Below are 26382 nucleotides of genomic sequence, written 5' to 3'. Positions count from 1 at the left end.
AGGCATGGCCGATTTCGACGCCCTGCGCACCCGATTCGCCCGCGCCCTGCAAGGAGCCCGCGGACCGGCTGCCGGCCCGGACCCCCTCCCCTACGCAGACAACCTGATCACCCGCTGGCAGGAGCCGCAGCGCCGCTACCACACGCTCGCGCACCTCACCGCGGTCCTCGACCACGTCGACGTACTGGAGGAGCACGCGGACGACCCGGACGTCGTCCGGCTGGCCGCCTGGTTCCACGACGCCGTCTACCTCCCGGACCGCTCCGAGAACGAGGAGCGCTCCGCCCGCCTCGCCGAACGCGCCCTGCCCGAGGCCGGGGTGCCCGACGCGAGGGCCGCCGAGGTGGCCCGGCTGGTCCGTCTCACCGTCACCCACGACCCGGCCGACGACGACCGCGACGGGCAGGTGCTGTGCGACGCCGACCTGGCGATCCTGGCGTCGCCGCCGTCCGCGTACGCCGCGTACACCGCCGCCGTCCGCGAGGAGTACCACTTCGTCCCGAACGAGGCCTTTCGCGCGGGCCGCGCCGAGATCCTGCGCCAACTCCTCGCCCTGCCCCGGCTGTTCAGGACGCCGTACGGCGAGGACAAGTGGGAGGCGACGGCCCGTCACAACCTGCGGAGCGAGCTGGAAATTCTGTCGACCTGAGGACACGGCCCCGCCTACCCTCGCAGCATGCGAGACATGGGCGGGGAACGCGTTGAGGAAGCCGTGGCGAGCAGCCTGGCTCTGCTGCGGACGGCGGCGGACCGGGACTGGGAGGGGGCCGGGGCGGGGCGGCTGGAGTGGAGTTGTCGGCGGACGGCCCTGCACATGGCCGAAGCCCTGATGCGCTACTCCGCTCAGCTGGCGGGACGCAGGGAGGAGCGGCACGCACCCTTCGCGCTGGCCGTCGACGAGGCGAGCAACGCGGAGCTGCTGCAAGTCGTCGAGACGACACAGCGGCTGCTCTGCGCCGTCATCCGCACCACCCCGGACGAGGTGCGCGCCTTCCACCCGTTCCCCTTCGGCAGCGCCAACCGTGACGGCTTCGCCGCCATGGGTGTCGCCGAGGTCCTGCTGCACACCCACGACATCGCCGAGGGCCTGGGCCTCGCCTACGAACCGCCCGCCGAGCTGCCCGAGTTCGTCCTCACCCGGATCTTCCCGCACGTGAGGCCCGACACCGACCACTGGCGCACGCTGCTGTGGGCCACCGGCCGCGGCGACCTGCCCGACCGCGCCCCGGTCACGGAGTGGCACTGGAACAACAACCTCGTGATCCCCGCCGACCGCCTCACCCTCCAGGGCGTCACGCCCGCGGCCGCCGCCGACCTGAGCGCGGGCGGCGACGGCGGGTTCGAGTGGGTCGAGAGCGGGCCGTTCGAGGGCACGCGCGAGGCCGCCGGGATGCTGCTGAAGGCGTACGAGGCGGGCGTACACCGCCCGGAGTGGGGCGTGTTCGTCCTGGTCCGGCGGGAGGACGGCCGCGCGGTCGGCTGCATCGGCTTCCACGGCGCGCCCGACGAGGAGGGCCGCGCCGAGGTCGGCTACGACATCGCCGAGGCCGCCCGCGGCCACGGCTACGCGACCGAGGCTTTGCGCACACTCGCCCGCTGGGGGCTGGCACGCGACGAGGTGACAACGCTCATCGCGGTCATCGACCGAGGCAACACCCCCTCGCGGGGCGTGGTCTCACGCGCCGGATTCGTCGAGGCCGGAGAGGACGAGGAGGAGGTCGTCTACGAGCTTCGGGGCTGACGGGCTGACGGACTGACGGACTGACGGGCCCGCAGTTCGACTACGAACTGCGCGGCTGACTCCGCTGATCGCTGCGCCGCCTGCGCAGCCCCGCGCCGAGCAGCAGCCGCACCACCTCGCGGCTGCTGACCTCGACCGCGCCGGCGCGCACGGCGTCCGCGTACCGGTGGGCGGGGATGTCGTAGTGGTCGCGCTCGAAGGCCCGCGGGGGCACGCCCATCTCCGCGGCGAACAGGTGCAGTTCGTCGTACGAGACGTCGCTGACGAGGTGGGACCACATCCGGCCGTGGCCCGGCCAGCTCGGAGGGTCAATGTAGACGGTCACGACGAGGACGCCCCGCCCGTCGCCGACCCCAGCGCACCGACCGCGGCGACCTTCACGCCCGCCTTGTGGCACACCCAGTGCGGGTCGGGCCCGAGTTCCGGCTCGACGTCGAGGGCGTGCGGATCGCCGGAGCCGCACACCGGGCACAGCGGCCAGCGCCCGTACTTCTCAAGCAGCGCGTCCTGTACGTCCTGTGCGACCAGCCCGGCGACGTACGCCACACCGTCCGGCCACTGCTCGACCCACCAGCGCCGCTGCACGACCGAGTCCTCGACCATGGACACCACATCCGCGGCGGCGACCTCGTTCGCGGCGAGATCGGCGAGCACGAGGGCGCGTGCCGCGTGCAACGCCTGCTCCAGAGGGCTGATGGGATCCATGCACCCATTGTGCGCACTCTTGACCACAACACGGGTCCGAAAATATCTTTCATAGTGTGACCCGTGACATGAAGGAAATTTTCGGCAGCGGCCGTCCCGGAGGCGCGCCGCCCGCCCCCGCCGCCCTCGCGGCCAAGGTGCGCACGCTCGCCCCCTCCATGACCCGCTCCATGCAGCGCGTCGCCGAAGCCGTCGCGGGCGACCCGGCCGGCTGCGCCGCCCTCACGGTCACCGGCCTCGCCGAACTCACCGGCACCAGCGAGGCCACCGTCGTCCGCACCGCCCGCCTCCTCGGCTACCCCGGCTACCGCGACCTGCGCCTCGCCCTCGCCGGCCTCGCCGCCCAGCAGCAGTCCGGGCGCGCGCCCGCCATCACCACGGACATCTCCGTCGACGACCCCATCGCGGACGTGGTCGCGAAGTTGGCGTACGACGAACAGCAGACCCTCGCCGACACCGCCGCCGGCCTCGACACCGCGCAACTCGGCGCGGCGGTCACCGCGGCGGCGGGCGCGCGGCGGATCGACGTGTACGGCATCGGGGCCTCCGGTCTCGTCGCCCAGGACCTCGCCCAAAAGCTCCTGCGCATAGGGCTCATAGCCCACGCGCACAGCGATCCGCACCTCGCCGTCACCAACGCGGTGCAGCTGCGCGCGGGTGACGTCGCGATCGCGATCAGCCACTCCGGGTCGACCGGCGACGTGATCGAGCCGCTCCGGGTCGCCTTCGAGCACGGGGCGACGACCGTCGCGATCACCGGACGCCCGGGCGGGCCCGTCACCCAGTACGCCGACCACATCCTCACGACCTCCACGGCCCGGGAGAGCGAACTGCGGCCGGCGGCGATGTCGTCGCGGACCAGTCAGCTGCTCGTCGTGGACTGCCTGTTCGTGGGGGTGGCGCAGCGGACGTACGAGTCCGCGGGGCCGGCACTGGCGGCGTCCTACGAGGCGCTGGCGCACCGGCACCGGCGGTAGACCGAGGCAAGCTCCAGCCACCTGCACCTGCAACCCGCACCCGCACCCGTGAGAAACCGGAAAGAGCTGTCCCCATGCCCCCTGCCTCCAACTACCGCGACCTCCGTACGGAGTTGGACTCGCTGACCACCGAATCCTTCCGGCGGGAGCTCGCCGACATCGACCAGCTCCCCACCCTCGACATCGCCCGCCTCATGAACAACGAGGACGCCACCGTGCCCGCCGCCGTGGCCGAGCGGTTGCCGGAGATCGCCGCCGCGATCGACGCCGTGGCGGAACGGATGGCGCGGGGCGGGCGGCTGATCTACGCCGGTGCCGGGACGGCGGGGCGGCTCGGCGTGCTGGACGCGTCCGAGTGTCCGCCGACGTTCAACACGCGGCCCGGTCAGGTCGTAGGACTCATCGCGGGCGGGCCGCAGGCCCTGGTCGCCTCCATGGAGGGCGCGGAGGACTCCAAGGAGCTGGCGGAGGCCGACCTCGACGCGCTCGGGGTGGGCGCCGACGACACGGTGGTCGGCGTCTCGGCCTCCGGCCGCACCCCGTACGCCATCGGCGCCGTTGCACACGCCCGGGCCCGTGGCTCCCTGACCATCGGGCTGGCCTGCAACGCGGGCAGCGCGCTCGCGGCGGCCGCCGAGCACGGCATCGAGGTCGTCGTCGGCCCCGAACTGCTCACCGGCTCCACCCGGCTGAAGGCGGGCACGGCACAGAAGCTGGTGCTCAACATGATCTCGACGATCACGATGATCCGCCTGGGCAAGACGTACGGGAACCTGATGGTCGACGTACGCGCCTCCAACGACAAGCTGCGCGCCCGCTCCCGCCGTATCGTCGCCCTCGCGACGGGCGCCGCGGACGAGGAGGTCGAGGCGGCGCTGGCGGCGACGGACGGCGAGGTGAAGAACGCGATCCTGACCCTGCTGGCCGACGTGGACGGCCCGACGGCTGCCCGCCTCCTGGAGGAGTCGGGCGGCCGCCTGCGTACGGCGCTGGCGAGGGCGACGGGCTGAGCGGGTCAGGGACGTCTTCAGCATCACTGACCGCGTGAGCGTCACTTCCGCCGGTAACCCGACACCTGGGCGATCCACTTGATGAAGTCACCGGGGTCCTGGTCGGCGCCGTGGCCGCCGTCCCAGTAGTAGGACGTGTTGACGTCGTCGCCGAGATTCGTGAGCCGGGTGGCCAGGTTGGCGACGACGGAGAGCGAGGTGTCGCTGTCCTTGGGGCCGCTACCAGCAGTCCTCGACCTACTCTTGGGGAGCCACCGTCGAGCTCCCTGTCCCCGTGGACATCACCCTCGACACCGAGAAACTCAAGGACTACGCCGACTGACATGAACCACGCCCAGCTCACCGCCCTAGGCCGCGCCCTCCGTCTCCTCGGCGAACATGGAGAGGCCCTGACCACCGACACGCCGGACGCCAAGTTGCACGAGGTCAAGGCGGATCTGCGGCGGGCGCTGGATCTGCTGGACGAGAGTGTCGCCGGCGCCGCGCCCACCACCCGGTGCGCCGAGCATCCGCACGGGCCCGTCGACGAGGCTGCCCCCGACCTGTGCCTGCTGTGCGAGACGCGGCGTCGTGCCGCCCGGCGGTCGGAGTTCAACGGGGGCTACGGCCAGCCCCGGCCCTCCGAGTCGCCTTCCCCCTCGCCCTCCCGTTACGGCACCAGCGCCGACCGCCCCCAGCCCCAGCAGCGGTGGCTGGCGGAGCTGTGGAACGGGCGGGAATGGCAGCTGTGCGGTACGCCGCGCCGGGACCGGCGCGAGGCCGAGCTGTACATCGCCGCCCAGCGGCGCGGATCCCGGCCCGCGATGGCGTACCGACTCGTGCACGAGTTCACCGACTACGAGGTGCTGCGGGTGTGGGGGACACCCGTGCAGGTGGACATCGAGCCGATGGGGAATCTGTAGTCCCCCTATGACGCCTCAGCCCCCTGTTACGCCTTCACCGCCGACGCCTCCGCGGATTCACCCGCATCCGTCGGCGCCCCTGCCGTAGGCGTCGCCCGCCCCGCCTCCGTCCGCTGGCGCGGGATGAACGACGCCACCGCGAAGGCGAGCAGGGCCGCGCCCGCGCCGAGGGCCAGGACCGTGCGGAAGCCGTCCTTCGAGGGCAGGGCGAAGCCGCCGAAGTCCGTGGTCATCTGAGCGAGGATCACACCGGCGATGGCGCTGGCGGACGAGGTGCCGATGGACCGCATGAGGGTGTTGAGGCTGTTCGCCGCGGCCGTCTCGGACGCGGGTACGGCGCCCATGATCAGGGCGGGCATCGAGCCGTAGGTGAAGCCGATGCCGGCGCCGATGACGCAGGACACCAGGACGAAGTGCCAGACCTCCGACATCAGCGCGATGTTGATGAGGTAGCCGGCGGCGACGATCAGCGCGCCGATCATCAGGGTCACCTTGGGGCCCTTGGCCTTGGAGACGGCGGCGGAGACGGGGGCGGTGGCCATCATGACCAGGCCGGACGGTGCCATGACCAGGCCGGCGGCCAGCATCGACCTGCCGAGGCCGTAGCCGGTGGCGGCGGGCAGCTGGAGCAGCTGGGGCAGGACGAGGGACATCGCGAACATCGCGAAGCCCACGGCGATCGACGCGAGGTTGGTGACCAGCACCTGGCGGCGGGCAGTGGTGCGCAGGTCCACCAGCGGGGCCTGGATCCGCAGTTCCCACCAGCCCCACGCGAGCAGTACGACGACGGCGGCGGCGAACAGGCCGAGGGTGGTGCCGCTGGTCCAGCCCCAGTCGGCGCCCTTGGAAATCCCGAGCAGCAGACAGACCAGGCCGGTCGCCATGCCGAGGGCGCCGACGAGGTCGAAGCGGCCGCCGGTGCGGACCTGGGACTCGGGTACGAAGAGGACGACGAGGACGGCGGCGACGGCGCCGAGGGCGGCCGACGTCCAGAACAGCACGTGCCAGTCGAAGTTCTCGGCGATGAGCGCGGCGGCCGGCAGGCCTAGGGCGCCGCCGACGCCGAGGCTGGCGCTCATGAGCGCGGTGGCCGAGCCGAGCCGTTCGGCGGGCAGTTCGTCGCGCATGATGCTGATGCCGAGCGGGATGACACCGGAGGCCAGGCCCTGGAGCACACGTCCGAGGATCATCGGGGTCAGGGACTCGCTGAGGGCGGCCGTGACCGAGCCGGAGACCAGCAGGGCCACGCTGACCAGCAGCATGCGGCGCTTGCCGTACATGTCTCCGAGCCGGCCCATGACGGGGGTGGCGACGGCGGCCGCGAGGAGGGTGGCCGTCACGGCCCACGCCGTGTCGGAGGCCGAGGCGTTCAGCAGCTTCGGCAGTTCGGGGACGATCGGGATGACCAGGGTCTGCATCAGCGCGACGACGATTCCGGCGAGGGCCAGGACCGCGACCACCGCGTTCGACCGCGGCGGGGCTATTCCCCCGGCCTCGGCGGGGCGGGCAGGAGCGTCGGGCATGGAGGGGCCTCCGTCGGGTGTGCTCTGGGAAGAACCGTGTACTTGACCGAGGCAACCTTAAGTCACTTGCTTGACTTAACCAAGAGGATCAGGTGAGCGCCACCGGGGCAGGAGAGGCCGCACATGACAAAGGCCGGGGCGCCGCCCACGCGACACCCCGGCCCAGCCTTCGCTCCGAAGCCCCCAAGCCCCGAAGCCCCGAAGCCCCCAAGCCTCGAACGCTCCGAACAGCTCCGAACAGCTCCGGACAGCTCCGGACAGCTCCGAACAGCTCCGAACAGCTCCGAACAGCTCCGAACAGCTCCGAACAGCTCAGCTAAGCGTCTGCAGCGCCGTCGGCTCGTACGCCGTCAGCTCGTCCAGCCGCCCGCCAAGCACCTTCGCCGCCCACTCCGGGTCCTGGAGCAGGGCGCGGCCCACGGCCACCAGGTCGAACTCGTCGCGCTCCAGGCGGTCGAGGAGGTTGTCGAGGTTGCCCACCTCGGCGCCCTCGCCCGCGAAGGCGCGCAGGAAGTCGCCGTCGAGGCCGACCGAGCCGACGGTGATGGCGGGCTTGCCGGTGAGCTTCTTGGTCCAGCCCGCGAGGTTGAGGTCGGAGTCGTCGAACTCCGGGGCCCAGTAGCGGCGGGTGGAGGCGTGGAAGGCGTCGACGCCGGCCGCGGCGAGCGGGGCCAGGATGGCCTCCAGCTCCTCCGGAGTTTCGGCGAGACGGGCGTCGTAGGCCTCCTGCTTCCACTGGGAGTAGCGGAAGAGGACGGGGAACTCCGGCGAGACCGTCGCGCGGACGGCGGCGACGATCTCGGCGGCGAACTGCGTACGGGCCACGGGGTCGCCGCCGTAGGCGTCGGTGCGGCGGTTGGTGCCCGACCAGAGGAACTGGTCGATGAGGTAGCCGTGGGCGCCGTGCAGCTCGACGCCGTCGAAGCCGCTGCGCTCGGCGGCCGCGGCGGCCTCGGCGAACGCGCCGATGACGTCGTCCAGGTCGCGCCGGGTCATCGCGTTGCCGGTGCCCTCGGTGCCGTCGAGGCGCAGGCCGGAGGGGCCGACGGCGGGGGCGTCGGCGTAGGGCGGGGCGCCCTGCTTGCGGACCATGCCGATGTGCCACAGCTGCGGCACGATCGTGCCGCCGGCCTGGTGCACGGCCTCGGCGACCGCGGCCCAGCCCGCGAGCTGCTCGTCGCCGTGGAAGCGGGGGACGCGGTCGCTCTCTCCGGCGGACGCGTGGCCGACGTAGGTGCCCTCGGTGACGATCAGGCCGACGCCGGCGGCGGCGCGGCGGGCGTAGTAGGAGCGCACGTCCTCGCCGGGGATGCCGTCCGGGGAGAAGTTGCGGGTCATCGGGGCCATCACGATGCGGTTCGGGACGGTGAGGCCGTTCAGTGCGAGGGGCCGGGAGAGGATCTCGGCCGCGCGGGAGGCTGCGGTCGGGGGGACGTTGACGGTCACGCGGGGACTCCTCGGGAAAACCGGACGGTATGTGCACATGCAAGAAGTGCGGTCCTACGCGTCAACCGCCCCGCCCGCCACCTCCATCCCGGCACGGGGCGCAACCCCATGTGATCCCGGACACGCATGCCCGAGGGGATCCCGAACGCGTACGCCCGAGGGATCCCGGACACGTACGCCCGAGGGACCCCGGACACGTACGCCCGAGGGACCCCGGACACCTACGCCGAGGGACCCCGGAAAACGCCCGAGGGCGGCACCCCCTGTCTCCAGGGAGTGCCGCCCTCGGCACGGAAGGGACGGTTCCGATCCTCGGGGAGGATCAGAAGTCCATGTCACCGCCGGGCATACCGCCGCCGGCCGGGGCAGCGGACTTCTCCGGCTTGTCGGCGATGACGGCCTCGGTGGTGAGGAACAGCGCGGCGATGGAGGCGGCGTTCTGCAGCGCGGAACGGGTCACCTTCGCCGGGTCGATGATGCCCTCGGCGATCATGTCGACGTACTCACCGGTCGCGGCGTTCAGGCCGTGGCCGACCTGGAGGTTGCGGACCTTCTCCACGACGACGCCACCCTCGAGACCACCGTTGACGGCGATCTGCTTGAGCGGGGCCTCCAGCGCGAGCTTCACGGCGTTGGCGCCGGTCGCCTCGTCACCCTCGAGGTCCAGCTTCTCGAAGACGGAGGACGCCTGGATGAGCGCCACGCCACCGCCGGCGACGATGCCCTCTTCGACGGCCGCCTTGGCGTTGCGGACGGCGTCCTCGATGCGGTGCTTGCGCTCCTTGAGCTCGACCTCGGTGGCGGCACCGGCCTTGATGACCGCGACACCGCCGGCGAGCTTCGCCAGGCGCTCCTGCAGCTTCTCGCGGTCGTAGTCGGAGTCGCTGTTCTCGATCTCGGCGCGGATCTGGCTGACGCGGCCGTTGACCTGGTCGGAGGAGCCGGCACCGTCGACGATGGTGGTCTCGTCCTTGGTGATGACCACCTTGCGGGCCTTGCCCAGCAGGTCGAGGGTGGCGTTCTCCAGCTTGAGGCCGACCTCCTCGGAGATGACCTCGCCGCCCGTGAGGATGGCGATGTCGCCGAGCATGGCCTTGCGGCGGTCGCCGAAGCCCGGGGCCTTGACGGCGACGGACTTGAAGGTGCCGCGGATCTTGTTGACGACCAGGGTCGACAGGGCCTCGCCCTCGACGTCCTCGGCGATGATCAGCAGCGGCTTGCCCGACTGCATGACCTTCTCCAGGAGCGGGAGCAGGTCCTTGACGTTCGCGATCTTGGAGTTCGCGATCAGGATGTACGGGTCGTCGAGGACGGCCTCCATACGCTCCATGTCGGTGGCGAAGTACGCCGAGATGTAGCCCTTGTCGAAGCGCATACCCTCGGTGAGCTCCAGCTCCAGACCGAAGGTCTGGGACTCCTCGACGGTGATGACGCCTTCCTTGCCGACCTTGTCCATGGCCTCGGCGATGAGCTCGCCGATCTGGGTGTCGGCGGCGGAGATGGAGGCCGTGGAGGCGATCTGCTCCTTGGTCTCGACATCCTTGGCCTGCTCGAGCAGGGCACCGGAGACGGCCTCGACGGCCTTCTCGATACCGCGCTTGAGGGCCATCGGGTTGGCGCCGGCGGCTACGTTGCGCAGGCCCTCGCGGACGAGCGCCTGAGCGAGGACGGTCGCGGTGGTCGTACCGTCACCGGCGACGTCGTCCGTCTTCTTGGCGACTTCCTTGACCAGCTCGGCGCCGATCTTCTCGTACGGGTCCTCGAGCTCGATCTCCTTGGCGATGGACACACCATCGTTGGTGATCGTGGGGGCGCCCCACTTCTTCTCGAGGACGACGTTGCGGCCCTTGGGGCCGAGCGTCACCTTCACGGCGTCCGCGAGCTGGTTCATGCCGCGCTCGAGGCCGCGCCGCGCCTCCTCGTCGAACGCGATGATCTTGGCCATGTGAAGTGGTCCCTCCAGGACTGGGGGTGATTCCTTCGGACCGCGCCCGCGCCCGCGACGGACGGCTCGCCTGCCTGGTGGTTCCTTGCCCCATCCGGCCTGCGGGCCTCACCGACCCGGTCCTTCGTTGTCACTCTCACCTTCAGAGTGCTAACGCAATGATTAGCACTCGCCCCTGTCGAGTGCAAGCGCCTCCACCCGATCCGCAGGTGAACGGCCGAGGGTCGGGGCGCCCGGCGACGTCCGGGCAGACCGAAGGGCTCGTACCCCGGGAGGTACGAGCCCTTCGAAGATGCACAGAAGAACGTCGCTGCGTCGGCGCGTGCTTCAGCCGGCCGCGAGTCGGACCATGTCCGCCTGCGGCCCCTTCTGGCCCTGCGAGATCTCGAAATCGACCCGCTGACCCTCTTCCAGGGTGCGGTATCCGTCCATCTGGATCGCGCTGTAGTGGACGAAAACATCCGCACCACCGTCGACCGCGATGAAGCCGTACCCCTTCTCCGCGTTGAACCACTTGACGGTGCCCTGAGCCATGCCTAACTCCCCTATTACTGGCCCTTGCACAGATCCACACTTCGCGGATCCGGGTCAGACCTCACCCCCCGCCTTGGTTGGGGGCGTGCGCCGGAACGCGTCGACCGCGGCTGAATGTATCTGTCCAACTGCCGTCTGCAACAGGTCAATCGGACGAGAATTCCGGGCATGGCCGGTCGGGGATTTGCCGAGAATTCACCAGAACTCAGGGCAAGTCGGGCCCCACAAAAGGAGCAAATGACGCAAAAGAACCACACACTTTGGCTACTTCTCATCGCATGTGGAGCCAGAACTGATATGCGCCCGGCACGCGGAAATCGGCGCCTTCCCCAACTGTACCGCGCTCAACCACACAGAATTGCCCCCTCCGCTTCTCTCACGGAGGGGGCAATTCGATGAACTCACGGTAACGTGCGTTACCGACGGTAATGATCAGCCTCCGGCAACCGCCGGAATGATGGAGACACCGGCACCGTCCGGGGTGGCCGTCTCCAGCCCCTGCTCGAAGCGGACGTCGTCGTCGTTGACGTACACGTTGACGAAGCGGCGCAGCTTGCCCTGGTCGTCGAGGACGCGGGCCGCGATGCCCGTGTGGTTCTTCTCCAGGTCGGCGATGACCTCGCCGAGGGTCGCCCCATCAGCGGCGACCTCGGCCTGACCACCGGTGTAGGTGCGCAGGATGGTGGGGATGCGGACGGTCACGCTCATGCGAGGCCAGCCTCTCGGAAGGAGTCCAGGTTCGGGCGGATGGTGGCGGTGAGGCCGGTCCCGGCCACCGCGTCGAGGGTCTTGAGTCCGTCGCCGGTGTTGAGGACGACGGTGGTGAGGGCCGGGTCCAGCAGGCCGTTCTCGATCAGCTTGCGCGCCACACCCACCGTCACGCCACCCGCGGTCTCCGCGAAGATGCCCTCCGTCCGCGCCAGCAGCTTGATCGCGTCGACGACCTGCTCGTCGTTGACGTCCTCCACGGCCCCGCCCGTACGCCGCGCGATGTCGAGGACGTAGGGGCCGTCCGCCGGGTTGCCGATGGCGAGGGACTTGGCGATGGTGTTCGGCTTCTGGGGCCGGACGACGTCGTGACCCGCCTTGTAAGCGGTCGACACCGGCGAGCAGCCCTCGGCCTGCGCACCGAAGATCTTGTACGGCTTGTCCTCGACGAGCCCGAGCTTGATCAGCTCCTGGAGCCCCTTGTCGATCTTCGTCAGCTGCGAGCCGGAGGCGATCGGCACGACCAGCTGGTCCGGGAGCTGCCAGCCGAGCTGCTCGCAGATCTCGTACGCCAGGGTCTTGGACCCCTCCGCGTAGTACGGCCGCAGGTTGACGTTGACGAAGCCCCAGCCCTCGCCCGCCGGGTCGCCGATCAGCTCGGAGCAGAAGCGGTTCACGTCGTCGTAGTTGCCCTCGATGCCGACGAGCTCGCCGCCGTAGATGGCGGCCATGACGACCTTGCCCTGCTCCAGGTCGTGCGGGATGAACACGCACGAGCGGAAGCCGGCGCGGGCGGCCGCGGCGCCCACCGCGCCGGCGAGGTTGCCGGTGGAGGAGCAGGAGAGCGTGGTGAAGCCGAAGGCGCGGGCGGCCTCCAGGGCCTGGGCGACGACGCGGTCCTTGAAGGAGTGCGTCGGGTTACCGGAGTCGTCCTTGACGAAGAGCTTGCCGGCGTCGACGCCCAGCTCGCGGGCCAGGTTGTCGGCCTTCACGAGCGCGGTCCAGCCGGGGTTGATGTTCGGCTTGTCCGCCACGTCGGCCGGGACGGGCAGCAGCGGGGCGTAGCGCCAGATGTTCGCGGGTCCCGCCTCGATCTGCTTGCGAAGCTCCTCCGTGTCGTAGGAGGAGAAGTCGTAGGCGATCTCGAGCGGGCCGAAACACTCCTCGCACGCGAAGACCGGGCCGAGCGGCACGCGGTGGCCGCATTCGCGGCAGCTCAGGGCCGCAGCGGGACCGAGGTCGACGGTAGGATTCGTGGTGGTTGCAACAGTCTGCACAGCCATGTGAGGCGAGGCCCTTTCTCCTCATCTTCCTCACGACGCATCTCGCCGTGAGACGGATTTGGCACCTTCCCAAGCCGGGAGCCTCGCGGAACGATCAACTGTGCTCGCACAGCGATCAATACGAGAGCCGACTGGAGGGTTGCCGGGGCTTCATCGGGCCGTATCCCTCTGCCCCTCTGGATGAGCGGTATTCGGTTGTGAACGGCGGTGACCGCGGACATGCGATGGTCATCGGCGTTGCTCAAGACTGTAACCGAAGGCCGGGACAGTTGAGATAGTCGTCCGAACCGCGAGACAACCGTGAGGAGCCGCAGACTGTGCTGGAAGAAGTCGAGCGCTGGCTGAGGACCCGGTCCTGGTCCGTGACCGATCGCCCGCTCCACCAGATCCTGGCCGCCAAGCAGCGCACGGGCCAGTCGGTCAGTGTCGTGCTGCCCGCGCTCAACGAGGAGGAGACGGTCGGCGACATCGTCGCCGTGATCCGCCACGACCTCATGCAACAGGTCCCGCTGGTCGACGAGATCGTCGTCGTCGACTCGGGATCCACCGACCGCACCTCCGAGGTGGCCGCCGCCGCGGGCGCCCGGGTCGTCCACCGGGACGACATCCTCCCGCGCGTCCCGGCCGTGCCCGGCAAGGGCGAGGTGCTGTGGCGCTCCCTGCTGGTGACCGGCGGGGACATCGTCTGCTTCATAGACGCCGACCTGAAGGAGTTCTCCTCCGACTTCGTCTCCGGGATCGTGGGCCCGCTGCTCACCGACCCGGACGTCGATCTCGTCAAGGGGATGTACGACCGTCCGCTCGGCACTGAGTTGAATTCGCTCGCCTCCGGCAAGACGGCCGGTCAGGGCGGCCGGGTCACGGAGCTCATGGCGCGCCCGCTGCTGAACATGCACTGGCCGCAGCTGGCCGGGTTCGTGCAGCCGCTCGGCGGCGAGTACGCGGCCCGCCGCTCCCTGCTGGAACAGCTTCCCTTCCCCGTCGGCTACGGCGTGGAGCTGGGCATGCTGGTCGACTCCCTGCACCTGGTCGGGCTCGACGCGCTCGCCCAGGTCGACGTCGGCGTGCGCAAGCACCGCCACCAGGACGGGCAGGCACTGGGCCGGATGGCCGCCGCGATCTACCGCACCGCGCAGCTGCGGCTGGCCCGCGGGCATCTCATCCGTCCCTGCCTCACCCAGTTCGAGCGGGGCGAGGACGGGTTCGAGCCGCGCACGTACTCCGTGGACACGGAGGAGCGGCCGCCGATGACGGAGATCGCGGAGTACGCCGCCCGCAAGGTCGCGTAACACCCGCCGGACGGCCGTATACGGACGTCCACGAAGCGCGATCGTACGTTTGAGCGTTTCCGGGCTGGGCTAGGTTGTGGCGTATGGCGTCAACCAACGGTGCTGCTCAGGTGCTGGTCGCGTCCAACCGCGGCCCGGTCTCGTACGAGGTGCGCGAGGACGGCTCGCTCCACGCCAAACGGGGTGGCGGCGGGGTCGTGTCGGGCCTGTCGGCCATCGACCCGGACGCCGGCGCGCTGTGGGTGTGCTCGGCGCTGTCCGACGGCGACCGGGAGGCGATCCGGCGCGGGGTGGGCGAGCACGGCGTACGGATGCTGGACATTGCGGCGGACGTGCACGCGGACGCGTACAACGGCATCGCGAACTCCGTGCTGTGGTTCGTCCACCACATGCTGTACCTGACTCCGCTGGAGCCGGTCTTCGACGCGGAGTTCCGGCGCCAGTGGGCGTCGTACGAGGCCTACAACCGTGCGTTCGCCGAGGCGCTGGCGGAGGAGGCGGCCGAGGGTGCGGCGGTCCTGGTGCAGGACTACCACCTCTGTCTCGTCCCCGGCATGCTCCGCGAACTCCGCCCCGACCTGCGCATCGGTCACTTCTCGCACACGCCGTGGGCGCCGCCGGACTACTTCGCGATGCTCCCCGAGGACATCCGTTCGCAGCTGGTGCTGGGCATGCTCGGCGCGGACCGGCTCGGGTTCCTGACCCATCGGTGGGCGTCGGCCTTCGCCGCGTGCGCGGAGGCGACGGACCCCCAGATCGTCGGCCGGCAGGGCGATGAGGGGATCCGGGCCACGCTCGAGTACGCGCGCGACTGGACCCGGCCCGGCCACCGCACGCGCATCTCCGTGCACGGCCTCGGCGCGGACGCGGAGTTCCTGCGCAAGCGGGCGCACGAGGCGGACGTCGACGAGCGGATCGCTGCGCTGCGCGAGGAGATCGGCAGGGCGCCCGACGGCGGCGCCCGCAAAACCATCGTCCGGGTCGACCGGACCGAGCTGTCGAAGAACATCGTGCGCGGGCTGCTGGCGTACCGGCAGCTGCTGGAGGACCACCCCGAGTGGCGCGAACGGGTGGTGCACGTCGCCTTCGCCTACCCCTCCCGCCAGGACCTGGCCGTCTACCGCGACTACATGGCCGAGGTGCGGCGGCTGGCGGAGGAGATCAACGAGCAGTACGGCACCCCGGGCTGGACCCCGGTCCTCCTGCACCTCAAGGACGACTTCGCCCGCTCCCTGGCCGCCTACCGCCTCGGCGACGTGGCCCTGGTCAACCCCATCCGGGACGGCATGAACCTCGTCGCGAAGGAGGTGCCGGTCGTCTCGGACGCGGGGTGCGCGCTGGTGCTGTCGCGGGAGGCGGGCGCGTACTGGGAGCTGCGTGAGGACGCGATCACCGTCAACCCGTTCGACGTGATGGAGACCGCGCGGGCGCTGCACGAGGCGTTGTCCATGCGGCCGGAGGAGCGGGCGGAGCGGACCAAGCGCCTGGCGGCCGCCGCGACCGCGCTGCCTCCGACCCAGTGGTTCCTGGACCAGCTGAACGCGCTGCGCGAGGTTCAGTCCAGCTGATCCGCCAGCGCCCGCAGCAGGTGTACGACCCCTGCCGGGCCGTCGACGACGAGGTCCGCGCGCTCGGCCAGTTCGGTGACCTCGGCGCTGCCGCTGCACACGAGGAGGCCGGGGGTGCCGTCGGAGCGGAGCTTGTCGACGGCGGCGAAGGCGGGGAGGTCGCCGAGGTCGTCGCCGGCGTAGAGGACGGCCTCGGCGCCGGTCTCCCGTACGTGTTCGAGCAGGGCCACGCCCTTGTCCATGCCGGGCGGCCGGAGTTCGAGGACCAGCCGGCCCGGTTCGACGATCAGTCCGTGGCGGGTGGCGAGGTCGGTGAGGGGTTCGCGCAGGGCGTCGAACGCGGCCTGTGGGTCGTCGGCGCGACGGGTGTGGACGGCGACGGCCCGTCCCTTCTCCTCGATCCAGGTTCCGTGCGAGGCGCCCGCTCGCTCGATGGCCCGCGGCAGCTCGGCCCGGACGGCGGCGACGCCGGGGTGCGGCTCGGGGGCGGTGACGGTGCCGCCCTCCCAGCGCTCGGCACCGTAGTGCCCGAGCACGACGAGCCGCTCCAGCCCCGCGACCGAGTCGAACCCGCCGTGCCGCACGGCCACGTCGGCCGGCCTGCCGGTGATCACCGTCACGGCGGCGACCTTCGGTGCGAGTGCGGCGAGCGCGGCGAGCGCGTCCGGGTGGGCCCGGGCCTGCTCCGGGTCGGCGACGATCGGCGCGAGCGTCCCGTCGAAGTCCAGCGCGATCACCGCCCGGCGGGGGTGCGTGAGGATCGCGTTCAGTCCGTCGCGGCCGGGTGGGGTGGTGGGGGTGGGGACAGAGGAGATGGCTTCCGTGGAGTCCTTGTCGTGGCTGCCCATACGGCGACCTTATCGGGGGTGGGGTGGAGCGGGGGCGGTTCAGCGCTCCGCCCGCTTCCCCTCCCGTATGCGCCGCAGGCGATTGACCGTCACCGGGTCGTACGCCAGTGCGCGTGGGTCGTCGAGGAGGGCGTTGAGGAGTTGGTAGTAGCGGACGGGGGCCAGGCCGAGTTGTTCGCGGATGGCTCGTTCCTTGGCGCCGGGGCCGGAAAAGCCCCGGCGTTCCAGGGCGAGGATGTCCTGTTCGCGTCGGCCGAGCTCGGTCATGTCCGCCACCGTAGCCCGGGGCACTGACAGGCAGCTACTGTCCGCTGTCCGCCGCCGTCGCGGTCGCCTGGAGGCGGCTCAGGACGGTGGCGGGGCTGCCGCCCGAGGTGACGGCCTGGCCTATGCGCTGCTTGACGGCCGCGTTGACCTCGGCCCAGGAGGTCTTGGCGACGGGGTAGAGCGCGGACAGCGGGAGTTCCTCGAGGAAGGGCCGCAGGTCCTTGTCCTCCTCGTCCGTCGACATCGCCGCCGACGCGGACTCGGTGACGGGCAGCAGGTCGTAGGTGCGCGAGAAGGTGAGCACGTTCTGCTTGCTGTAGACGAAGTCGAGGAACTCCCCGATCTGGTCCTGGTGCCCGTTCTTCTTGAACGCCATCATCCAGTCGGCGACCCCCATCGTCGCCTTGCTCGCGCCGTCCTTGCCCGGCATCGGCACCATGCCGAACTTCACGCCCTTCGCCGCGGCGGCCTTCATGAGGGACGGGTGGCCGTTGAGCATGCCGACGTCCCCCGCGGCGAACGCGGCGAACGCGTCGGCCCGGTTCAGCTTGCCGGGCGCGACCGGCCCGGTGAGGCCCTTGCTGACGAGTTCGTCCTTGAGCCAGGCGAACGTCTCGACGTTCTGCGCGGAGTCGAGGCTGTAGGCGCCGATGGTCTCGGTGTAGCCGCCCCCGCCGCTGAGCAGCCACTGCATGGTCTCGGCCTGCGCCTCCTCGGGCCCGAGCGGCAGCGCGTAGGGGTACTTCACGCCCTCCGCCTTGAGCGCGGCCGCGTCGCCGGCGAGGTCGTCCCAGGTCTTCGGCGGGGTGAGGCCGGCCTCGTCGAAGAGGGTCTTGTTGTAGAAGAGCAGGCGCGTGGAGGCCGCGAACGGCATGCCGTACTGGATTCCGTGCACCTGCCCCGCGGAGGCCAGCTGGGATTCGAAGTCGGCCTGGGTGGGGATGGAGAGCACGTCGCCGGCCTTGTAGAGCAGGCCCTCGTCGGCGTAGTCGGCGTACGCGCCGATCTGCGCCATGTCGGGCGCGTCGCCGGCCTTGACCATCTCCTTGACCTTGCGGTCGACGTCGCTCCAGGAGTAGACGCTGACCTCGACCTTCACGTCCGGGTGCTGGTCCTCGTACTCCTTGACCAGCGAGCCCCAGTACTTCTTGGAGCTGTTGCCGGCGCTGTCGCCGTAGTCGGCGGCGACGAGTCTCAGGGTGACGTCGTCGGATCCTCCGGTCAGACCGCAGCCCCCGAGGGCCGCCGTCATACCCAGTGCGGAGATCACCGCGATCGTTCCTGTCCTGCGCCGCTGCACTGCTGCCCCAACCCTGCTGTCTCGCCGTTCAATAAGTGAACCATAAGGTCTACACCACGCGAGTGGACTAGACCTCTTGCGGGTCGGCGGGCCACACTGTCCCCGTGAGACATGTCATCGCCCTCGATGTGGGCGGCACCGGGATGAAGGCCGCCCTGGCCGGGCCGGACGGCGAACTGCTGCACCGCGCCCGCCGGGCCACCGGGCGCGAGCGCGGCGCGGACGCGGTCGTCGCCGAGATCCTCGACTTCGCCGCCGAGCTGCACGCGTACGGCGTACGGCACCTCGGCGAGCCCGCGGTCGCCGCCGGCGTGGCCGTCCCCGGCATCGTCGACGAGGCCCACGGCGTCGCCGTCTACGCGGCCAACCTCGGCTGGCGTGACGTCCCGCTGCGCGAGCTGATCAGCGCCGAGCTGGACCTTCCGGTCGCCCTCGGGCACGACGTGCGCACCGGCGGTCTCGCGGAGGGCCGCATCGGTGCGGGGCGGGGCGCCGACCGGTTCCTGTTCGTGGCCCTCGGCACCGGTATCGCGGGTGCCATCGGCGTCGACGGCCGGGTGGAGGCGGGTGCGCACGGCTTCGCGGGCGAGATCGGTCACATCGTCGTACGACCGGGCGGGGCCCCCTGTCCGTGCGGACAGCGCGGCTGTCTGGAGCGGTTCGCGTCCGCGGCGGCGGTGAGCGAGGCGTGGGCCGCGGCCGGCGGCGACCCGGACGCGGACGCGGCGGACTGCGCGAAGGCCGTGGCGGCCGGCGACCCGGACGCCGTACGGGTGTGGCAGGAGGCCGTGGACGCGCTCGCCGACGGCCTGGTCACCGCGCTCACTCTGCTGGACCCGCGCACGCTCATCATCGGTGGCGGGCTCGCCGAGGCGGGGGAAACCTTGTTCACACCGCTGCGGGACGCCGTCCGGCGGCGGGTCACCTTCCAGAAGCTGCCGGGAATCGTCCCCGCGGCGCTGGGTGACGCCGCCGGCTGCCTGGGCGCGGGGCTCCTCGCCTGGGATCTTCTGAACACTCCTACGACTCCCGCGGAGGTAACCACCTGATGGCCCTGACCAAGGTTCTCGCCGGTGCCCAGGTGGTCATGCCCACCAAAATCGTCCCGGGCGGCCGCCTGATCGTGGAGGGCACGCGCATCGCGCAACGCGCTCCCGAAGACGCGCAGGTCGTCGACGTGAGCGGGCACTGGCTGGTCCCCGGCTTCGTCGACCTGCACAACCACGGCGGTGGCGGCGCGTCCTTCTCGGGCTCGGTCGAGGACGCGCTGACGGCCATCCGCGCCCACCGGCTGCACGGCACGACCACGCTCGTCGCCTCGACCGTCACCGACGACATGGACTTCCTCGTCAAGCAGGCCGGGCTCCTTTCCGAGCTGGCCGAGCAGGGCGATCTCGCGGGCGTCCACTTCGAGGGGCCGTTCATCTCACCGTGCCGCAAGGGCGCGCATTCCGAGAGGCTGCTGCGCGACCCGGACCCGGCCGAGGTGCGCAAGCTGGTCGACGCGGCGCGCGGCCGGGCGGCGATGATGACGCTGGCCACCGAACTGCCGGGCGGCATCGACTCCGTACGGCTGCTCGTGGAGCACGGGGTGATCGCGGCGGTCGGGCACACCGACGCGACGTACGAGCAGACGGTGGAGGCGATCGAGGCGGGCGCGACGGTCGCGACGCACCTGTTCAACGCGATGCCCGCGCTCGGCCACCGCACGCCCGGCCCGATCGCGGCCCTCCTGGAGGACGAGCGCGTCACGGTCGAGCTCATCAACGACGGCACGCATCTGCACCCGGCCTCGCTCCAGCTGGCGTTCCATCACGCGGGCGCGGAGCGGGTGGCGTTCATCACCGACGCGATGGACGCGGCCGGCATCGGTGACGGGCACTACATGCTCGGCCCGCTGGAGGTCGAGGTCAGCGAGGGCGTCGCGCGACTGGTGGAGGGCGGCTCGATCGCGGGGTCGACGCTGACGCTGGACCGCGCGTTCAAGCGGGCGGTGACCGTCGACGGGATCTCCGTCGAGGACACGGTCGCCGCCCTCTCCGCCAACCCGGCCCGCCTGCTGGGCCTGCACGACCGCATCGGCTCCCTCGACCCGGGCAAGGACGCCGACCTGGTCCTCCTCGACGCCGACTTCGCCCTCAAGGGCGTGATGCGCCACGGCGAGTGGGTGGTCGATCCCCAACTGGGCTGATACGTCCGCCAGTCACGAGACGGTGGCCGACCCGTGCTCTGGGCCGACCGCCGTCTCTTTGGCATGATCGACCCTCCGGACAGATGGCAGGCGCACGCACTCGGGGGAGGTCGGCACGGTGATCCTCACGGTCACGTTGAACACCGCTCTCGACATCACCTATCGCGTGCCCGTGCTGCGGCCGCACGGCTCGCACCGGGTCTCCGCGGTCGTGGAGCGGCCCGGCGGCAAGGGGCTGAACGTGGCCCGCGTACTGGCGGCGCTCGGGCACGAGGTGACGGTCACCGGCTTCGTGGGCGGCGCGACCGGGCGGGTGGTCCAGGAGCAGCTCGCCGGGGTGCCCGGAGTAGGGGACGCGCTGATGCCGGTCGCCGGTGCGACGCGGCGCACGATCGCCGTCGTGGACGAGCGGACCGGCGACACGACCCAGCTCAACGAGCCAGGACCGGCCGTCATGCCCGCCGAGTGGTCCGCCTTCCAGGAGGCCTACGAGGACCTGGTCCCGGCCGCGTCGGCGGTGGCCCTGTGCGGCAGCCTGCCGCCGGGGGTGCCGGTGGGCGCGTACGCGGGCCTGGTGCGCACCGCCCGCACCGCGAACGTGCCCGTCCTGCTGGACACCGGCGGTGAGCCGCTGCGCCGGGGGGTCGCCGCCCGCCCGGACATCGTCAAGCCCAACGCCGACGAGCTCGCCGAACTGACAGGCTCCCACGAGCCGTTGCGTGCCACCCAGGACGCGCGTCGGCGGGGTGCCCGGGCCGTGGTCGCCTCACTCGGCCCCGAGGGCCTGCTCGCCGCGGCTCCGGAGGGCCGCTGGCGCGCCGTCCCGCCCGCCCGTGTCCACGGCAACCCGACGGGCGCGGGCGACTCGGTGGTCGCGGGCCTGCTGTCGGGCCTCGTGGAACACCTGCCCTGGCCGGACCGCCTGGCCCGCGCGACCGCCCTGTCCGTGGCGACGGTGCTGTCCCCGGTGGCGGGCGAGTTCGACCGGGCGGTGTACGAGGAGCTGCTGGGCCGGGTGGCGGTGACCGGGGAGGTCACCGCCGCGTAGGGCCTCGGCTAGCGCTTGACCTGGCCCTTCTTCAGGTACAGCTTGTCGAGGAGCACATTGCACTTGTCGCCGTTCTCGCAGGAGAGCGTGAGCGTGTTGGTGCCCTGGGTGAGCGTGGGCCAGGCGTAGGTGGTCGTCCAGCCGTGCTCGAAGTCGCCGTCCTTCACGTGCGTGTAGTTCTCCAGCGGCATCGGGCTGCCGAACTTCTTGCCGTTGACGGTGAGCGTCATCGCCTGGTCCTCGCCGGCCGTGCTGTAGTGCGCGAACAGGGTGTAGGCGCCCTCTGACGGGATGCCGTCGACGCTCCAGGTGACGGAGTTGCCGACCTGGTTGAGGTTCACGTAGACGCCGCCGCCGGACTCGGCGCCCTTGACGTCCGAGGCGAGCGCGGCGCTGCCGCCGAGGCGCAGGGCCTTGGCCTCGACCTTCGGCAGCTCCTTCTGCTTCTCGTCGGTCTTGCCGCTGCTGCTCGACGGGCTGGGCTCGGAGCCACCGCTCTGCTGCTGGGTCGGCGTGGAGGCGGCGGCGTTGCCGGTCTTGTCGTCCTTGTCGGAGTCGCCGTTCATCATGGCGATGCCGATGCCGATCACGACTGCGGCGACGACCGTGATCGCGCCGATGAGCAGGCCCTTGGTGTTGGGGCCGCGGCCCCGGCCACCGCCGCCGTGCGACGGCTGCTGGCTGGTCTGGGCCCCGCCGGGGAGTGTCTCGGGGGCGGCGTAGTGAGCGTTCGGCTGGCCGTGCGCTCCCTGCTGCTGCACGGTCTGGGCGGGCTGGCCGTACTGCCCGGTCGGCGCCTGCTGCCCGTACGGGCGCTGGCCGACCGGCCGGACCCTGTTGACCGAGTTCGGGTAGCCGTAGCCCCCGGACGGCGGCTGGGCTCCGTTGGCCTGTCCGTCGGCGTAGAGGTAGCCGAACGGATCGTCGTCCTCCGGCGTGCTCGCGCCGTTGTTGCCGGGCGTCATCCCTTCGTACTCCTCAACAGGTGCGGGGCGGATGCGGTACGCGTTCGTGTACGTGTGGCAAATGGCGAGCCTACCCGCTCCAGCTGACCCAAACGGGTGACTCGGACCGCATCAACTCGCTGACCTGGGATTCATCCCGCGCGTCTGTGTTGTTTGGGACGAGATCGTTTCTCGACGTACATCCGCTCGTCAGCGGACTTCAACACTTCGTCCGCGGTCATCCCACAGTGTGCCCAGCCGATGCCGAAGCTGGCGCCCACGCGGACGGCCCGGCCCTCGGCGCGGATGGGCTGGATGATCTCGTTGCGCAGCCGTACGGCGAGGTCCTGGGCGTCGGCCCGGCCGAGTCCGTCGGCGAGGATCACGAACTCGTCGCCGCCGAGCCGGGCGACGGTGTCGCCGTCGCGGACCTGGTTGCTCAGGCGCCGGGCGACCTCGATGAGGACGGCGTCGCCCGCGTTGTGCCCGAAGCGGTCGTTGATCGACTTGAAGCCGTCGAGGTCGCAGAAGAGGACCGCGAGCCCCTTGGTGCCGTCGTCCATCTCGCCCTCGGGGGCGACCGTGTGGACGTGGTGGTCGTAGGCGTCGAAGGACTCGGCGCTCGGCGGGAAGTCGAAGGCGGGGTGGCCGAAGGCCGCGTCGTGGGACTCCAGGACTGCCGGGTCCGCCGACTGCGGCCGGCGACAGAGACGGGCGGACAGCCTCGAGCGCAGCTCGGCGGAGTTCGGCAGGCCGGTGAGGGAGTCGTGGGAGGCGCGGTGGGCGAGCTGGAGCTCGCGGCGCTTGCGCTCCTCGATGTCCTCGACGTGGGTGAGCAGGAAGCGGGGCCCGTCGGCGGCGTCGGCGACGACGCTGTTGCGCAGGGACACCCACACGTAGCTGCCGTCGCGGCGGCCGAGGCGCAGCTCGGCGCGGCCGCCCTCGGCGGAGGTCCGCAGCAGGGTGCCGATGTCCTCGGGGTGGACGAGGTCGGAGAACGCGTAGCGGCGCATCGCGGAGGCCGGGCGGCCCAGGAGGCGGCACAGGGCGTCGTTGGTGCGCAGGATCCTGCCGTGCTGGTCGCCGCCCATCTCGGCGATGGCCATGCCGGAGGGGGCGTACTCGAAGGCCTGCCGGAAGCTTTCCTCACTGGCGCGCAGTGCCTGCTGCTCCCGTTCGAGGCGGACCAGGGCGCGTTGCATGTTGGCACGTAGACGCGCGTTGCTGATGGCGATGGCTGCCTGGAACGCGTACATCTGCAACGCCTCGCGTCCCCACGCGCCGGGGTGGCGTCCGTTGCGCGGCCGGTCCACGGAGAGCACGCCGATCAGCTCGCCGCAGGAGCCACCGCCCGGCGCGGCGGGTGTGTACATGGGCGCGAAGAGCCGGTCGGAGGGGTGCCACTCGTCCTCGAAGCGGGGCGCGGGCCCGTCGGTGTACCACTGCGGGACGTCGTCGTCGTCGAGGATCCAGCCCTCGGTGTGGGGTATGAAGACCAGGTCGCCCCAGGTCTCGCCCATGCTCAGACGGCGCTCCCAGGACTCGCGGGAGCCGACGCGGCCGGTGATGAGGGCCTCGGCGGCCGGGTTGCCCGAGAAGGCGGCGACCACGAGGTCGCCGTCGGGGCGTACGAGGTTGACGCACGCCAGTTCGTACCCGAGGGCGGTGACGACTCCGTCCGAGACGGTCTGCAGTGTGTCGGCCAGGCTGCGGGCCGTGTTCATGTCGGCCATGACCTGGTGCAACTGTCGCAGGGACGCAAGACGGACGTAGGGTTCCGACTCGGTCTCCATGCTCGCCCTCCCCCCCGAGACCTCGCAGCGAATCAAGGGTTCTCTTCGGCATATCGTCCTAGCAGCTTTCCCTGCCACTGAATCACAGCGCGCTCCCCACTCGGTACACAGGGTCAACAATTAATGGCTCTTGTGACTCAAGTCACAGGAGAACGTGAACAATTGAGTGGGGGTTTCTGTGTTTCCTCTGTGTGTTTACTCGAGGAAAGGTTTGCGGGCTTCCGACTTCCGCCTCGGGTCCTAGGACTCCGCTCGGCCGGAGGTCCGATGCGCACCGCAAGGGCACGACACTAGCGTTCCCGGTGTGCTGAACACCCACCCCACCGTGCCCTCGCCCGCCGCCCCCGCCGCCTTTGGGCATGCTGAGGGGGTGAGCAACGAAGAGTTCCGTGCCGCCATGTCGCGGCTGGCCGACGGTGTGGTCCTGGTGACCGCGCTGGAGCCGCCGCTCGACCCCGACGACCCCGACGCCCCGCGCGGCGAGGACGCCGGCATGACGGCGACGGCCTTCCTGTCGGTCTCCCTGGATCCGCCGCTGGTGCTGGTCAGCGTGCGCGAGGGCTCCCGCATGGACGACCTGCTCGACGAACAGCCCCTGTGGGCGGTGTCGGTGCTGTCCGAGAGCCAGCGGCACATCGCCGGCCGCTTCGCCATGAAGGGCCGCGTCAGCGACCGGCTGCTCTTCGCGGACATCCCGTACGAACGCGGCGAGGAGTCCGGCGCGCCCCTGGTGAGCGGCGCCCTGGCGACCCTGGAGTGCCGCACCGAGCAGCGCGTGGCCGCCGGGGACCACACCCTGGTGATCGGCCGGGTGCTGACGGCCCGCGTACCGAGCGCGGAGGGCGGGCCGCTGGTCTATTTCCGGGGCCGTTACCGGCATTTGGCGTGAGGACGGAGAGCGGACGGAGGGGACGGAGAGCGGACGGAGATGTCGGCGAGGTCGGAAATCCCTTGGCAGCGGCGTGAGTTCGCCGCCTAGGGTGCGCGCATGATCACATCCGGACTGCGTCTCGAAGAAATCACACCCGGGAATTTCGAGGCCGCCACCGCCATTCGGGTCCGCCCCGACCAGGAACACGCGGTCTCTCCCGTGACGCAGTCCCTCGCCGAGGCCTACGTCCATCCCGCCGGCGTCGCCTGGCCGCGTCTGATCGTCGACGACGACCGTCCCGTCGGTTTCCTCATGGCCTTCCTCGACATCGACTGGCGCGGCGACGGCACCCTCTTCCGCTCCGGCCTGTGGCGCCTGAACATCGCGGCCGACGCGCAGGGCAGGGGCTACGGCCGCTTCGCCGTCGACTCCGTCGCCACCGAGATCCGCCGCCGCGGCGGCAAGGAGCTGTACGTCACCTGGCACCCCGGCCCGACCGGCCCCGAGGGCTTCTATCTGGGGCTGGGCTTCCGGACGACGGGAGAGACCAGCGGAGACCAGACGGTCGGGGTACTGGAACTGCCTTGAGGACCTGGCCCAGTGCCCTTGCCTGTTGGGGCCCTAGGCGAGGGCGATGTCGAGCCGGGCGAGCTTCTCGGGGTCCGCGACGATGTCGATCACGGCGATCCGGTCCCGCACCAGGGCGAAGCTCAGCGTGCGCGCCGGGCGGCCGTCGACCAGCACCACGACGCCCGTGACGCCGTCGACGAGGGCGGGCTGTGCGACGCCGGCGAGGTGGGCGAAGCGCGCCGCGCCTGCCGCCACCGCCGCCGCGCCCGCGGTCAGCCCGGCCTCGCTGCGTGCGACCACGTCCGGGTCCAGGACGGCGAGCAGTCCCTCGAAGTCCCCGTCCCGCGCGGCCGCCAGGAACGCGTCGACGACCTCGCGCTGCCGGGCCAGGTCGGTGCCGGGATCCGGGGCACCCTGCACCCGGCGCCGGGCCCTGCTGGCGAGTTGCCGCGCCGCCGTCGGCGTACGGCCCACGATGTCGGCGATCTGCTCGTACGGCACCGCGAACAGGTCGTGCAGCACGAAGGCGAGCCGTTCGGCGGGCGTGAGGGTGTCGAGGACGACCAGGAGGGCGGCGCCCACGGTGTCGGCGAGCAGCGCGTCCTGCGCGGGGTCGGGCTCGGCGGACGGCGCCGGGGTCCAGGTGTCCAGGGGCTGCTCGGCGCGGGACTTGCGGGAACGCAGCATGTCCAGGCAGACCCGGCCGACGACCGTGGTCAGCCAGCCACCGAGGTTGTCGACCTGCCCGACGTCGGAACGGCTCAGCCGGAACCAGGCCTCCTGCACCGCGTCGTCGGCCTCGGCGAGCGAGCCGAGCATGCGGTTGGGCGACGGCACGCAGGTGAGGGCGGTGTGCCTCGAAGCGATCGGCCAGGAAGTCGCTGCCGTTGTCGGTCATGGGATGCGGTCCTTCGTCCGT

At 71.1% G+C, this 26382-nt stretch carries 25 protein-coding genes, 1 pseudogene and 1 riboswitch; of the genes and pseudogenes, 12 read left to right on the top strand and 14 right to left on the bottom strand.

What is annotated here, in order from left to right; translation table 11 throughout:
• Positions 1-4 precede the first annotated feature (4 nt).
• Together ACFYWX_RS12450 and ACFYWX_RS12445 are read left to right on the top strand one after the other, a co-directional pair.
• Positions 5-649, top strand: a complete 645-nt coding sequence (locus tag ACFYWX_RS12450; protein WP_389423927.1) for a hypothetical protein — start codon at positions 5-7, stop codon at positions 647-649.
• Between the two features lie 27 nt (positions 650-676).
• Positions 677-1741 carry a GNAT family N-acetyltransferase gene (locus ACFYWX_RS12445; RefSeq protein WP_389423926.1) on the top strand — a complete coding sequence of 355 codons (1065 nt, stop codon included), beginning with the start codon at positions 677-679 and terminating at the stop codon, positions 1739-1741.
• A gap of 40 nt (positions 1742-1781) precedes the next feature.
• Here the strand turns inward: ACFYWX_RS12445 and ACFYWX_RS12440 are convergent, their stop codons facing one another.
• Together ACFYWX_RS12440 and ACFYWX_RS12435 are read right to left on the bottom strand one after the other, a co-directional pair.
• Positions 1782-2066, bottom strand: a complete 285-nt coding sequence (locus tag ACFYWX_RS12440; RefSeq protein WP_389423925.1) for a DUF4031 domain-containing protein — start codon at positions 2064-2066, stop codon at positions 1782-1784.
• Positions 2063-2446 carry a hypothetical protein gene (locus ACFYWX_RS12435; protein ID WP_389423924.1) on the bottom strand — a complete coding sequence of 128 codons (384 nt, stop codon included), beginning with the start codon at positions 2444-2446 and terminating at the stop codon, positions 2063-2065. Before ACFYWX_RS12435 ends, ACFYWX_RS12440 begins: the two co-directional genes overlap by 4 nt.
• Before the next feature lie 56 nt (positions 2447-2502).
• Between ACFYWX_RS12435 and ACFYWX_RS12430 the strand changes: the two genes are divergently transcribed.
• The 3 genes from ACFYWX_RS12430 (at position 2503) to ACFYWX_RS12420 (ending at position 5335) form a co-directional block, all read left to right on the top strand.
• On the top strand, positions 2503-3423 hold the full coding sequence (locus tag ACFYWX_RS12430; protein ID WP_389423923.1) for a MurR/RpiR family transcriptional regulator: 921 nt from the start codon (positions 2503-2505) through the stop codon (positions 3421-3423).
• Between the two features lie 74 nt (positions 3424-3497).
• A complete protein-coding gene (gene murQ, locus ACFYWX_RS12425) occupies positions 3498-4433 on the top strand; it encodes an N-acetylmuramic acid 6-phosphate etherase (protein ID WP_389423922.1) in 936 nt (311 codons plus the stop codon).
• 323 nt (positions 4434-4756) lie between these two features.
• On the top strand, positions 4757-5335 hold the full coding sequence (locus tag ACFYWX_RS12420) for a hypothetical protein (RefSeq protein WP_389423921.1): 579 nt from the start codon (positions 4757-4759) through the stop codon (positions 5333-5335).
• Positions 5336-5361: 26 nt separating this feature from the next.
• On the opposite strand, the gene ACFYWX_RS12415 is transcribed toward ACFYWX_RS12420, so the two are convergent.
• The 6 genes from ACFYWX_RS12415 to thrC form a co-directional block, all read right to left on the bottom strand.
• Entirely contained in the window at positions 5362-6858 is a 1497-nt protein-coding gene (locus ACFYWX_RS12415; RefSeq protein WP_389423920.1) for an MFS transporter, read from the bottom strand.
• A 312-nt stretch (positions 6859-7170) separates the two neighbouring features.
• Positions 7171-8343, bottom strand: a complete 1173-nt coding sequence (locus ACFYWX_RS12410; protein WP_389423919.1) for an NADH:flavin oxidoreductase — start codon at positions 8341-8343, stop codon at positions 7171-7173.
• 283 nt (positions 8344-8626) lie between these two features.
• Positions 8627-10249 (bottom strand): chaperonin GroEL, encoded by a 1623-nt coding sequence (gene groL / locus ACFYWX_RS12405; RefSeq protein ID WP_389423918.1) that lies wholly within the window; start codon positions 10247-10249, stop codon positions 8627-8629.
• A gap of 327 nt (positions 10250-10576) precedes the next feature.
• The gene (locus ACFYWX_RS12400; protein ID WP_016436693.1) at positions 10577-10783 is read right to left on the bottom strand and encodes a cold-shock protein; all 207 of its coding nucleotides are present in this window, start codon (positions 10781-10783) and stop codon (positions 10577-10579) included.
• A 432-nt stretch (positions 10784-11215) separates the two neighbouring features.
• Positions 11216-11491: a ubiquitin-like small modifier protein 1 gene (locus ACFYWX_RS12395; RefSeq protein ID WP_037670105.1), complete on the bottom strand. Its 276-nt coding sequence runs from the start codon at positions 11489-11491 to the stop codon at positions 11216-11218.
• The gene (gene thrC, locus ACFYWX_RS12390; RefSeq protein WP_389423917.1) at positions 11488-12774 is read right to left on the bottom strand and encodes a threonine synthase; all 1287 of its coding nucleotides are present in this window, start codon (positions 12772-12774) and stop codon (positions 11488-11490) included. Before thrC ends, ACFYWX_RS12395 begins: the two co-directional genes overlap by 4 nt.
• A gap of 18 nt (positions 12775-12792) precedes the next feature.
• A riboswitch (SAM riboswitch) is annotated at positions 12793-12961 on the bottom strand.
• Between the two features lie 130 nt (positions 12962-13091).
• Between thrC and ACFYWX_RS12385 the strand changes: the two genes are divergently transcribed.
• Positions 13092-14063: a glucosyl-3-phosphoglycerate synthase gene (locus tag ACFYWX_RS12385; protein WP_389423916.1), complete on the top strand. Its 972-nt coding sequence runs from the start codon at positions 13092-13094 to the stop codon at positions 14061-14063.
• Between the two features lie 83 nt (positions 14064-14146).
• Entirely contained in the window at positions 14147-15631 is a 1485-nt protein-coding gene (locus ACFYWX_RS12380; RefSeq protein ID WP_389423915.1) for a trehalose-6-phosphate synthase, read from the top strand.
• On the opposite strand, the gene otsB is transcribed toward ACFYWX_RS12380, so the two are convergent.
• Genes otsB through ACFYWX_RS12365 form a run of 3 tightly spaced genes read right to left on the bottom strand, consistent with a single transcriptional unit; the run spans position 15619 to position 18046 of the window.
• The gene (gene otsB / locus ACFYWX_RS12375) at positions 15619-16479 is read right to left on the bottom strand and encodes a trehalose-phosphatase (protein WP_389423914.1); all 861 of its coding nucleotides are present in this window, start codon (positions 16477-16479) and stop codon (positions 15619-15621) included. The genes ACFYWX_RS12380 and otsB overlap by 13 nt on opposite strands.
• A gap of 39 nt (positions 16480-16518) precedes the next feature.
• A complete protein-coding gene (locus ACFYWX_RS12370; protein WP_389423913.1) occupies positions 16519-16746 on the bottom strand; it encodes a DUF3263 domain-containing protein in 228 nt (75 codons plus the stop codon).
• Positions 16747-16780: 34 nt separating this feature from the next.
• A complete protein-coding gene (locus ACFYWX_RS12365) occupies positions 16781-18046 on the bottom strand; it encodes an extracellular solute-binding protein (RefSeq protein WP_389423912.1) in 1266 nt (421 codons plus the stop codon).
• A 104-nt stretch (positions 18047-18150) separates the two neighbouring features.
• Here ACFYWX_RS12365 and ACFYWX_RS12360 point away from each other — a divergent pair, with 104 nt between their 5' ends.
• The 3 genes from ACFYWX_RS12360 (at position 18151) to ACFYWX_RS12350 (ending at position 21285) form a co-directional block, all read left to right on the top strand.
• Positions 18151-19095, top strand: coding sequence for an ROK family protein (locus tag ACFYWX_RS12360; RefSeq protein WP_389423911.1), 945 nt, complete (start codon positions 18151-18153; stop codon positions 19093-19095).
• Positions 19095-20237, top strand: coding sequence for an N-acetylglucosamine-6-phosphate deacetylase (gene nagA, locus ACFYWX_RS12355; RefSeq protein ID WP_389423910.1), 1143 nt, complete (start codon positions 19095-19097; stop codon positions 20235-20237). The genes ACFYWX_RS12360 and nagA overlap by 1 nt, the downstream gene beginning before the upstream one ends.
• Positions 20238-20355: 118 nt before the next feature.
• Positions 20356-21285, top strand: a complete 930-nt coding sequence (locus ACFYWX_RS12350) for a 1-phosphofructokinase family hexose kinase (RefSeq protein ID WP_389423909.1) — start codon at positions 20356-20358, stop codon at positions 21283-21285.
• Between the two features lie 8 nt (positions 21286-21293).
• Here ACFYWX_RS12350 and ACFYWX_RS12345 read toward each other — a convergent pair whose 3' ends face one another.
• Positions 21294-22250 carry a carbohydrate-binding protein gene (locus tag ACFYWX_RS12345; RefSeq protein ID WP_389423908.1) on the bottom strand — a complete coding sequence of 319 codons (957 nt, stop codon included), beginning with the start codon at positions 22248-22250 and terminating at the stop codon, positions 21294-21296.
• A 131-nt stretch (positions 22251-22381) separates the two neighbouring features.
• Positions 22382-24022: a diguanylate cyclase CdgB gene (gene cdgB, locus ACFYWX_RS12340; protein WP_389423907.1), complete on the bottom strand. Its 1641-nt coding sequence runs from the start codon at positions 24020-24022 to the stop codon at positions 22382-22384.
• A gap of 304 nt (positions 24023-24326) precedes the next feature.
• Between cdgB and ACFYWX_RS12335 the strand changes: the two genes are divergently transcribed.
• The gene (locus ACFYWX_RS12335) at positions 24327-24911 is read left to right on the top strand and encodes a flavin reductase family protein (RefSeq protein WP_389423906.1); all 585 of its coding nucleotides are present in this window, start codon (positions 24327-24329) and stop codon (positions 24909-24911) included.
• A 99-nt stretch (positions 24912-25010) separates the two neighbouring features.
• Positions 25011-25481: a GNAT family N-acetyltransferase gene (locus ACFYWX_RS12330; protein WP_389423905.1), complete on the top strand. Its 471-nt coding sequence runs from the start codon at positions 25011-25013 to the stop codon at positions 25479-25481.
• A gap of 33 nt (positions 25482-25514) precedes the next feature.
• Here the strand turns inward: ACFYWX_RS12330 and ACFYWX_RS12325 are convergent.
• A pseudogene (locus ACFYWX_RS12325) lies at positions 25515-26361 on the bottom strand (sigma-70 family RNA polymerase sigma factor).
• Between the last annotated feature and the right edge of the window lie 21 nt (positions 26362-26382).

It is taken from the genome of Streptomyces sp. NPDC002888 (genome assembly GCF_042888465.1).
GTDB lineage: Bacteria > Actinomycetota > Actinomycetes > Streptomycetales > Streptomycetaceae > Streptomyces.
Note: the sequence above shows the minus strand (reverse complement) of the source record. Positions and strands in the feature narration are given on the sequence as shown.

What these genes read in the sequence shown, in the direction of transcription:
- ACFYWX_RS12395 (WP_037670105.1), bottom strand. Translation starts at nt 11,491, where the DNA reads ATGAGCGTGACCGTCCGCATCCCCACCATCCTGCGCACCTACACCGGT.
- ACFYWX_RS12415 (WP_389423920.1), bottom strand. Translation starts at nt 6,858, where the DNA reads ATGCCCGACGCTCCTGCCCGCCCCGCCGAGGCCGGGGGAATAGCCCCG.
- ACFYWX_RS12330 (WP_389423905.1), top strand. Translation starts at nt 25,011, where the DNA reads ATGATCACATCCGGACTGCGTCTCGAAGAAATCACACCCGGGAATTTC.
- ACFYWX_RS12380 (WP_389423915.1), top strand. Translation starts at nt 14,147, where the DNA reads ATGGCGTCAACCAACGGTGCTGCTCAGGTGCTGGTCGCGTCCAACCGC.
- ACFYWX_RS12450 (WP_389423927.1), top strand. Translation starts at nt 5, where the DNA reads ATGGCCGATTTCGACGCCCTGCGCACCCGATTCGCCCGCGCCCTGCAA.
- ACFYWX_RS12345 (WP_389423908.1), bottom strand. Translation starts at nt 22,250, where the DNA reads ATGACGCCCGGCAACAACGGCGCGAGCACGCCGGAGGACGACGATCCG.
- ACFYWX_RS12435 (WP_389423924.1), bottom strand. Translation starts at nt 2,446, where the DNA reads ATGGATCCCATCAGCCCTCTGGAGCAGGCGTTGCACGCGGCACGCGCC.
- murQ (WP_389423922.1), top strand. Translation starts at nt 3,498, where the DNA reads ATGCCCCCTGCCTCCAACTACCGCGACCTCCGTACGGAGTTGGACTCG.
- ACFYWX_RS12445 (WP_389423926.1), top strand. Translation starts at nt 677, where the DNA reads ATGCGAGACATGGGCGGGGAACGCGTTGAGGAAGCCGTGGCGAGCAGC.
- nagA (WP_389423910.1), top strand. Translation starts at nt 19,095, where the DNA reads ATGGCCCTGACCAAGGTTCTCGCCGGTGCCCAGGTGGTCATGCCCACC.
- ACFYWX_RS12370 (WP_389423913.1), bottom strand. Translation starts at nt 16,746, where the DNA reads ATGACCGAGCTCGGCCGACGCGAACAGGACATCCTCGCCCTGGAACGC.
- otsB (WP_389423914.1), bottom strand. Translation starts at nt 16,479, where the DNA reads ATGGGCAGCCACGACAAGGACTCCACGGAAGCCATCTCCTCTGTCCCC.
- ACFYWX_RS12410 (WP_389423919.1), bottom strand. Translation starts at nt 8,343, where the DNA reads ATGTGCACATACCGTCCGGTTTTCCCGAGGAGTCCCCGCGTGACCGTC.
- thrC (WP_389423917.1), bottom strand. Translation starts at nt 12,774, where the DNA reads ATGGCTGTGCAGACTGTTGCAACCACCACGAATCCTACCGTCGACCTC.
- ACFYWX_RS12400 (WP_016436693.1), bottom strand. Translation starts at nt 10,783, where the DNA reads ATGGCTCAGGGCACCGTCAAGTGGTTCAACGCGGAGAAGGGGTACGGC.
- ACFYWX_RS12420 (WP_389423921.1), top strand. Translation starts at nt 4,757, where the DNA reads ATGAACCACGCCCAGCTCACCGCCCTAGGCCGCGCCCTCCGTCTCCTC.
- cdgB (WP_389423907.1), bottom strand. Translation starts at nt 24,022, where the DNA reads ATGGAGACCGAGTCGGAACCCTACGTCCGTCTTGCGTCCCTGCGACAG.
- groL (WP_389423918.1), bottom strand. Translation starts at nt 10,249, where the DNA reads ATGGCCAAGATCATCGCGTTCGACGAGGAGGCGCGGCGCGGCCTCGAG.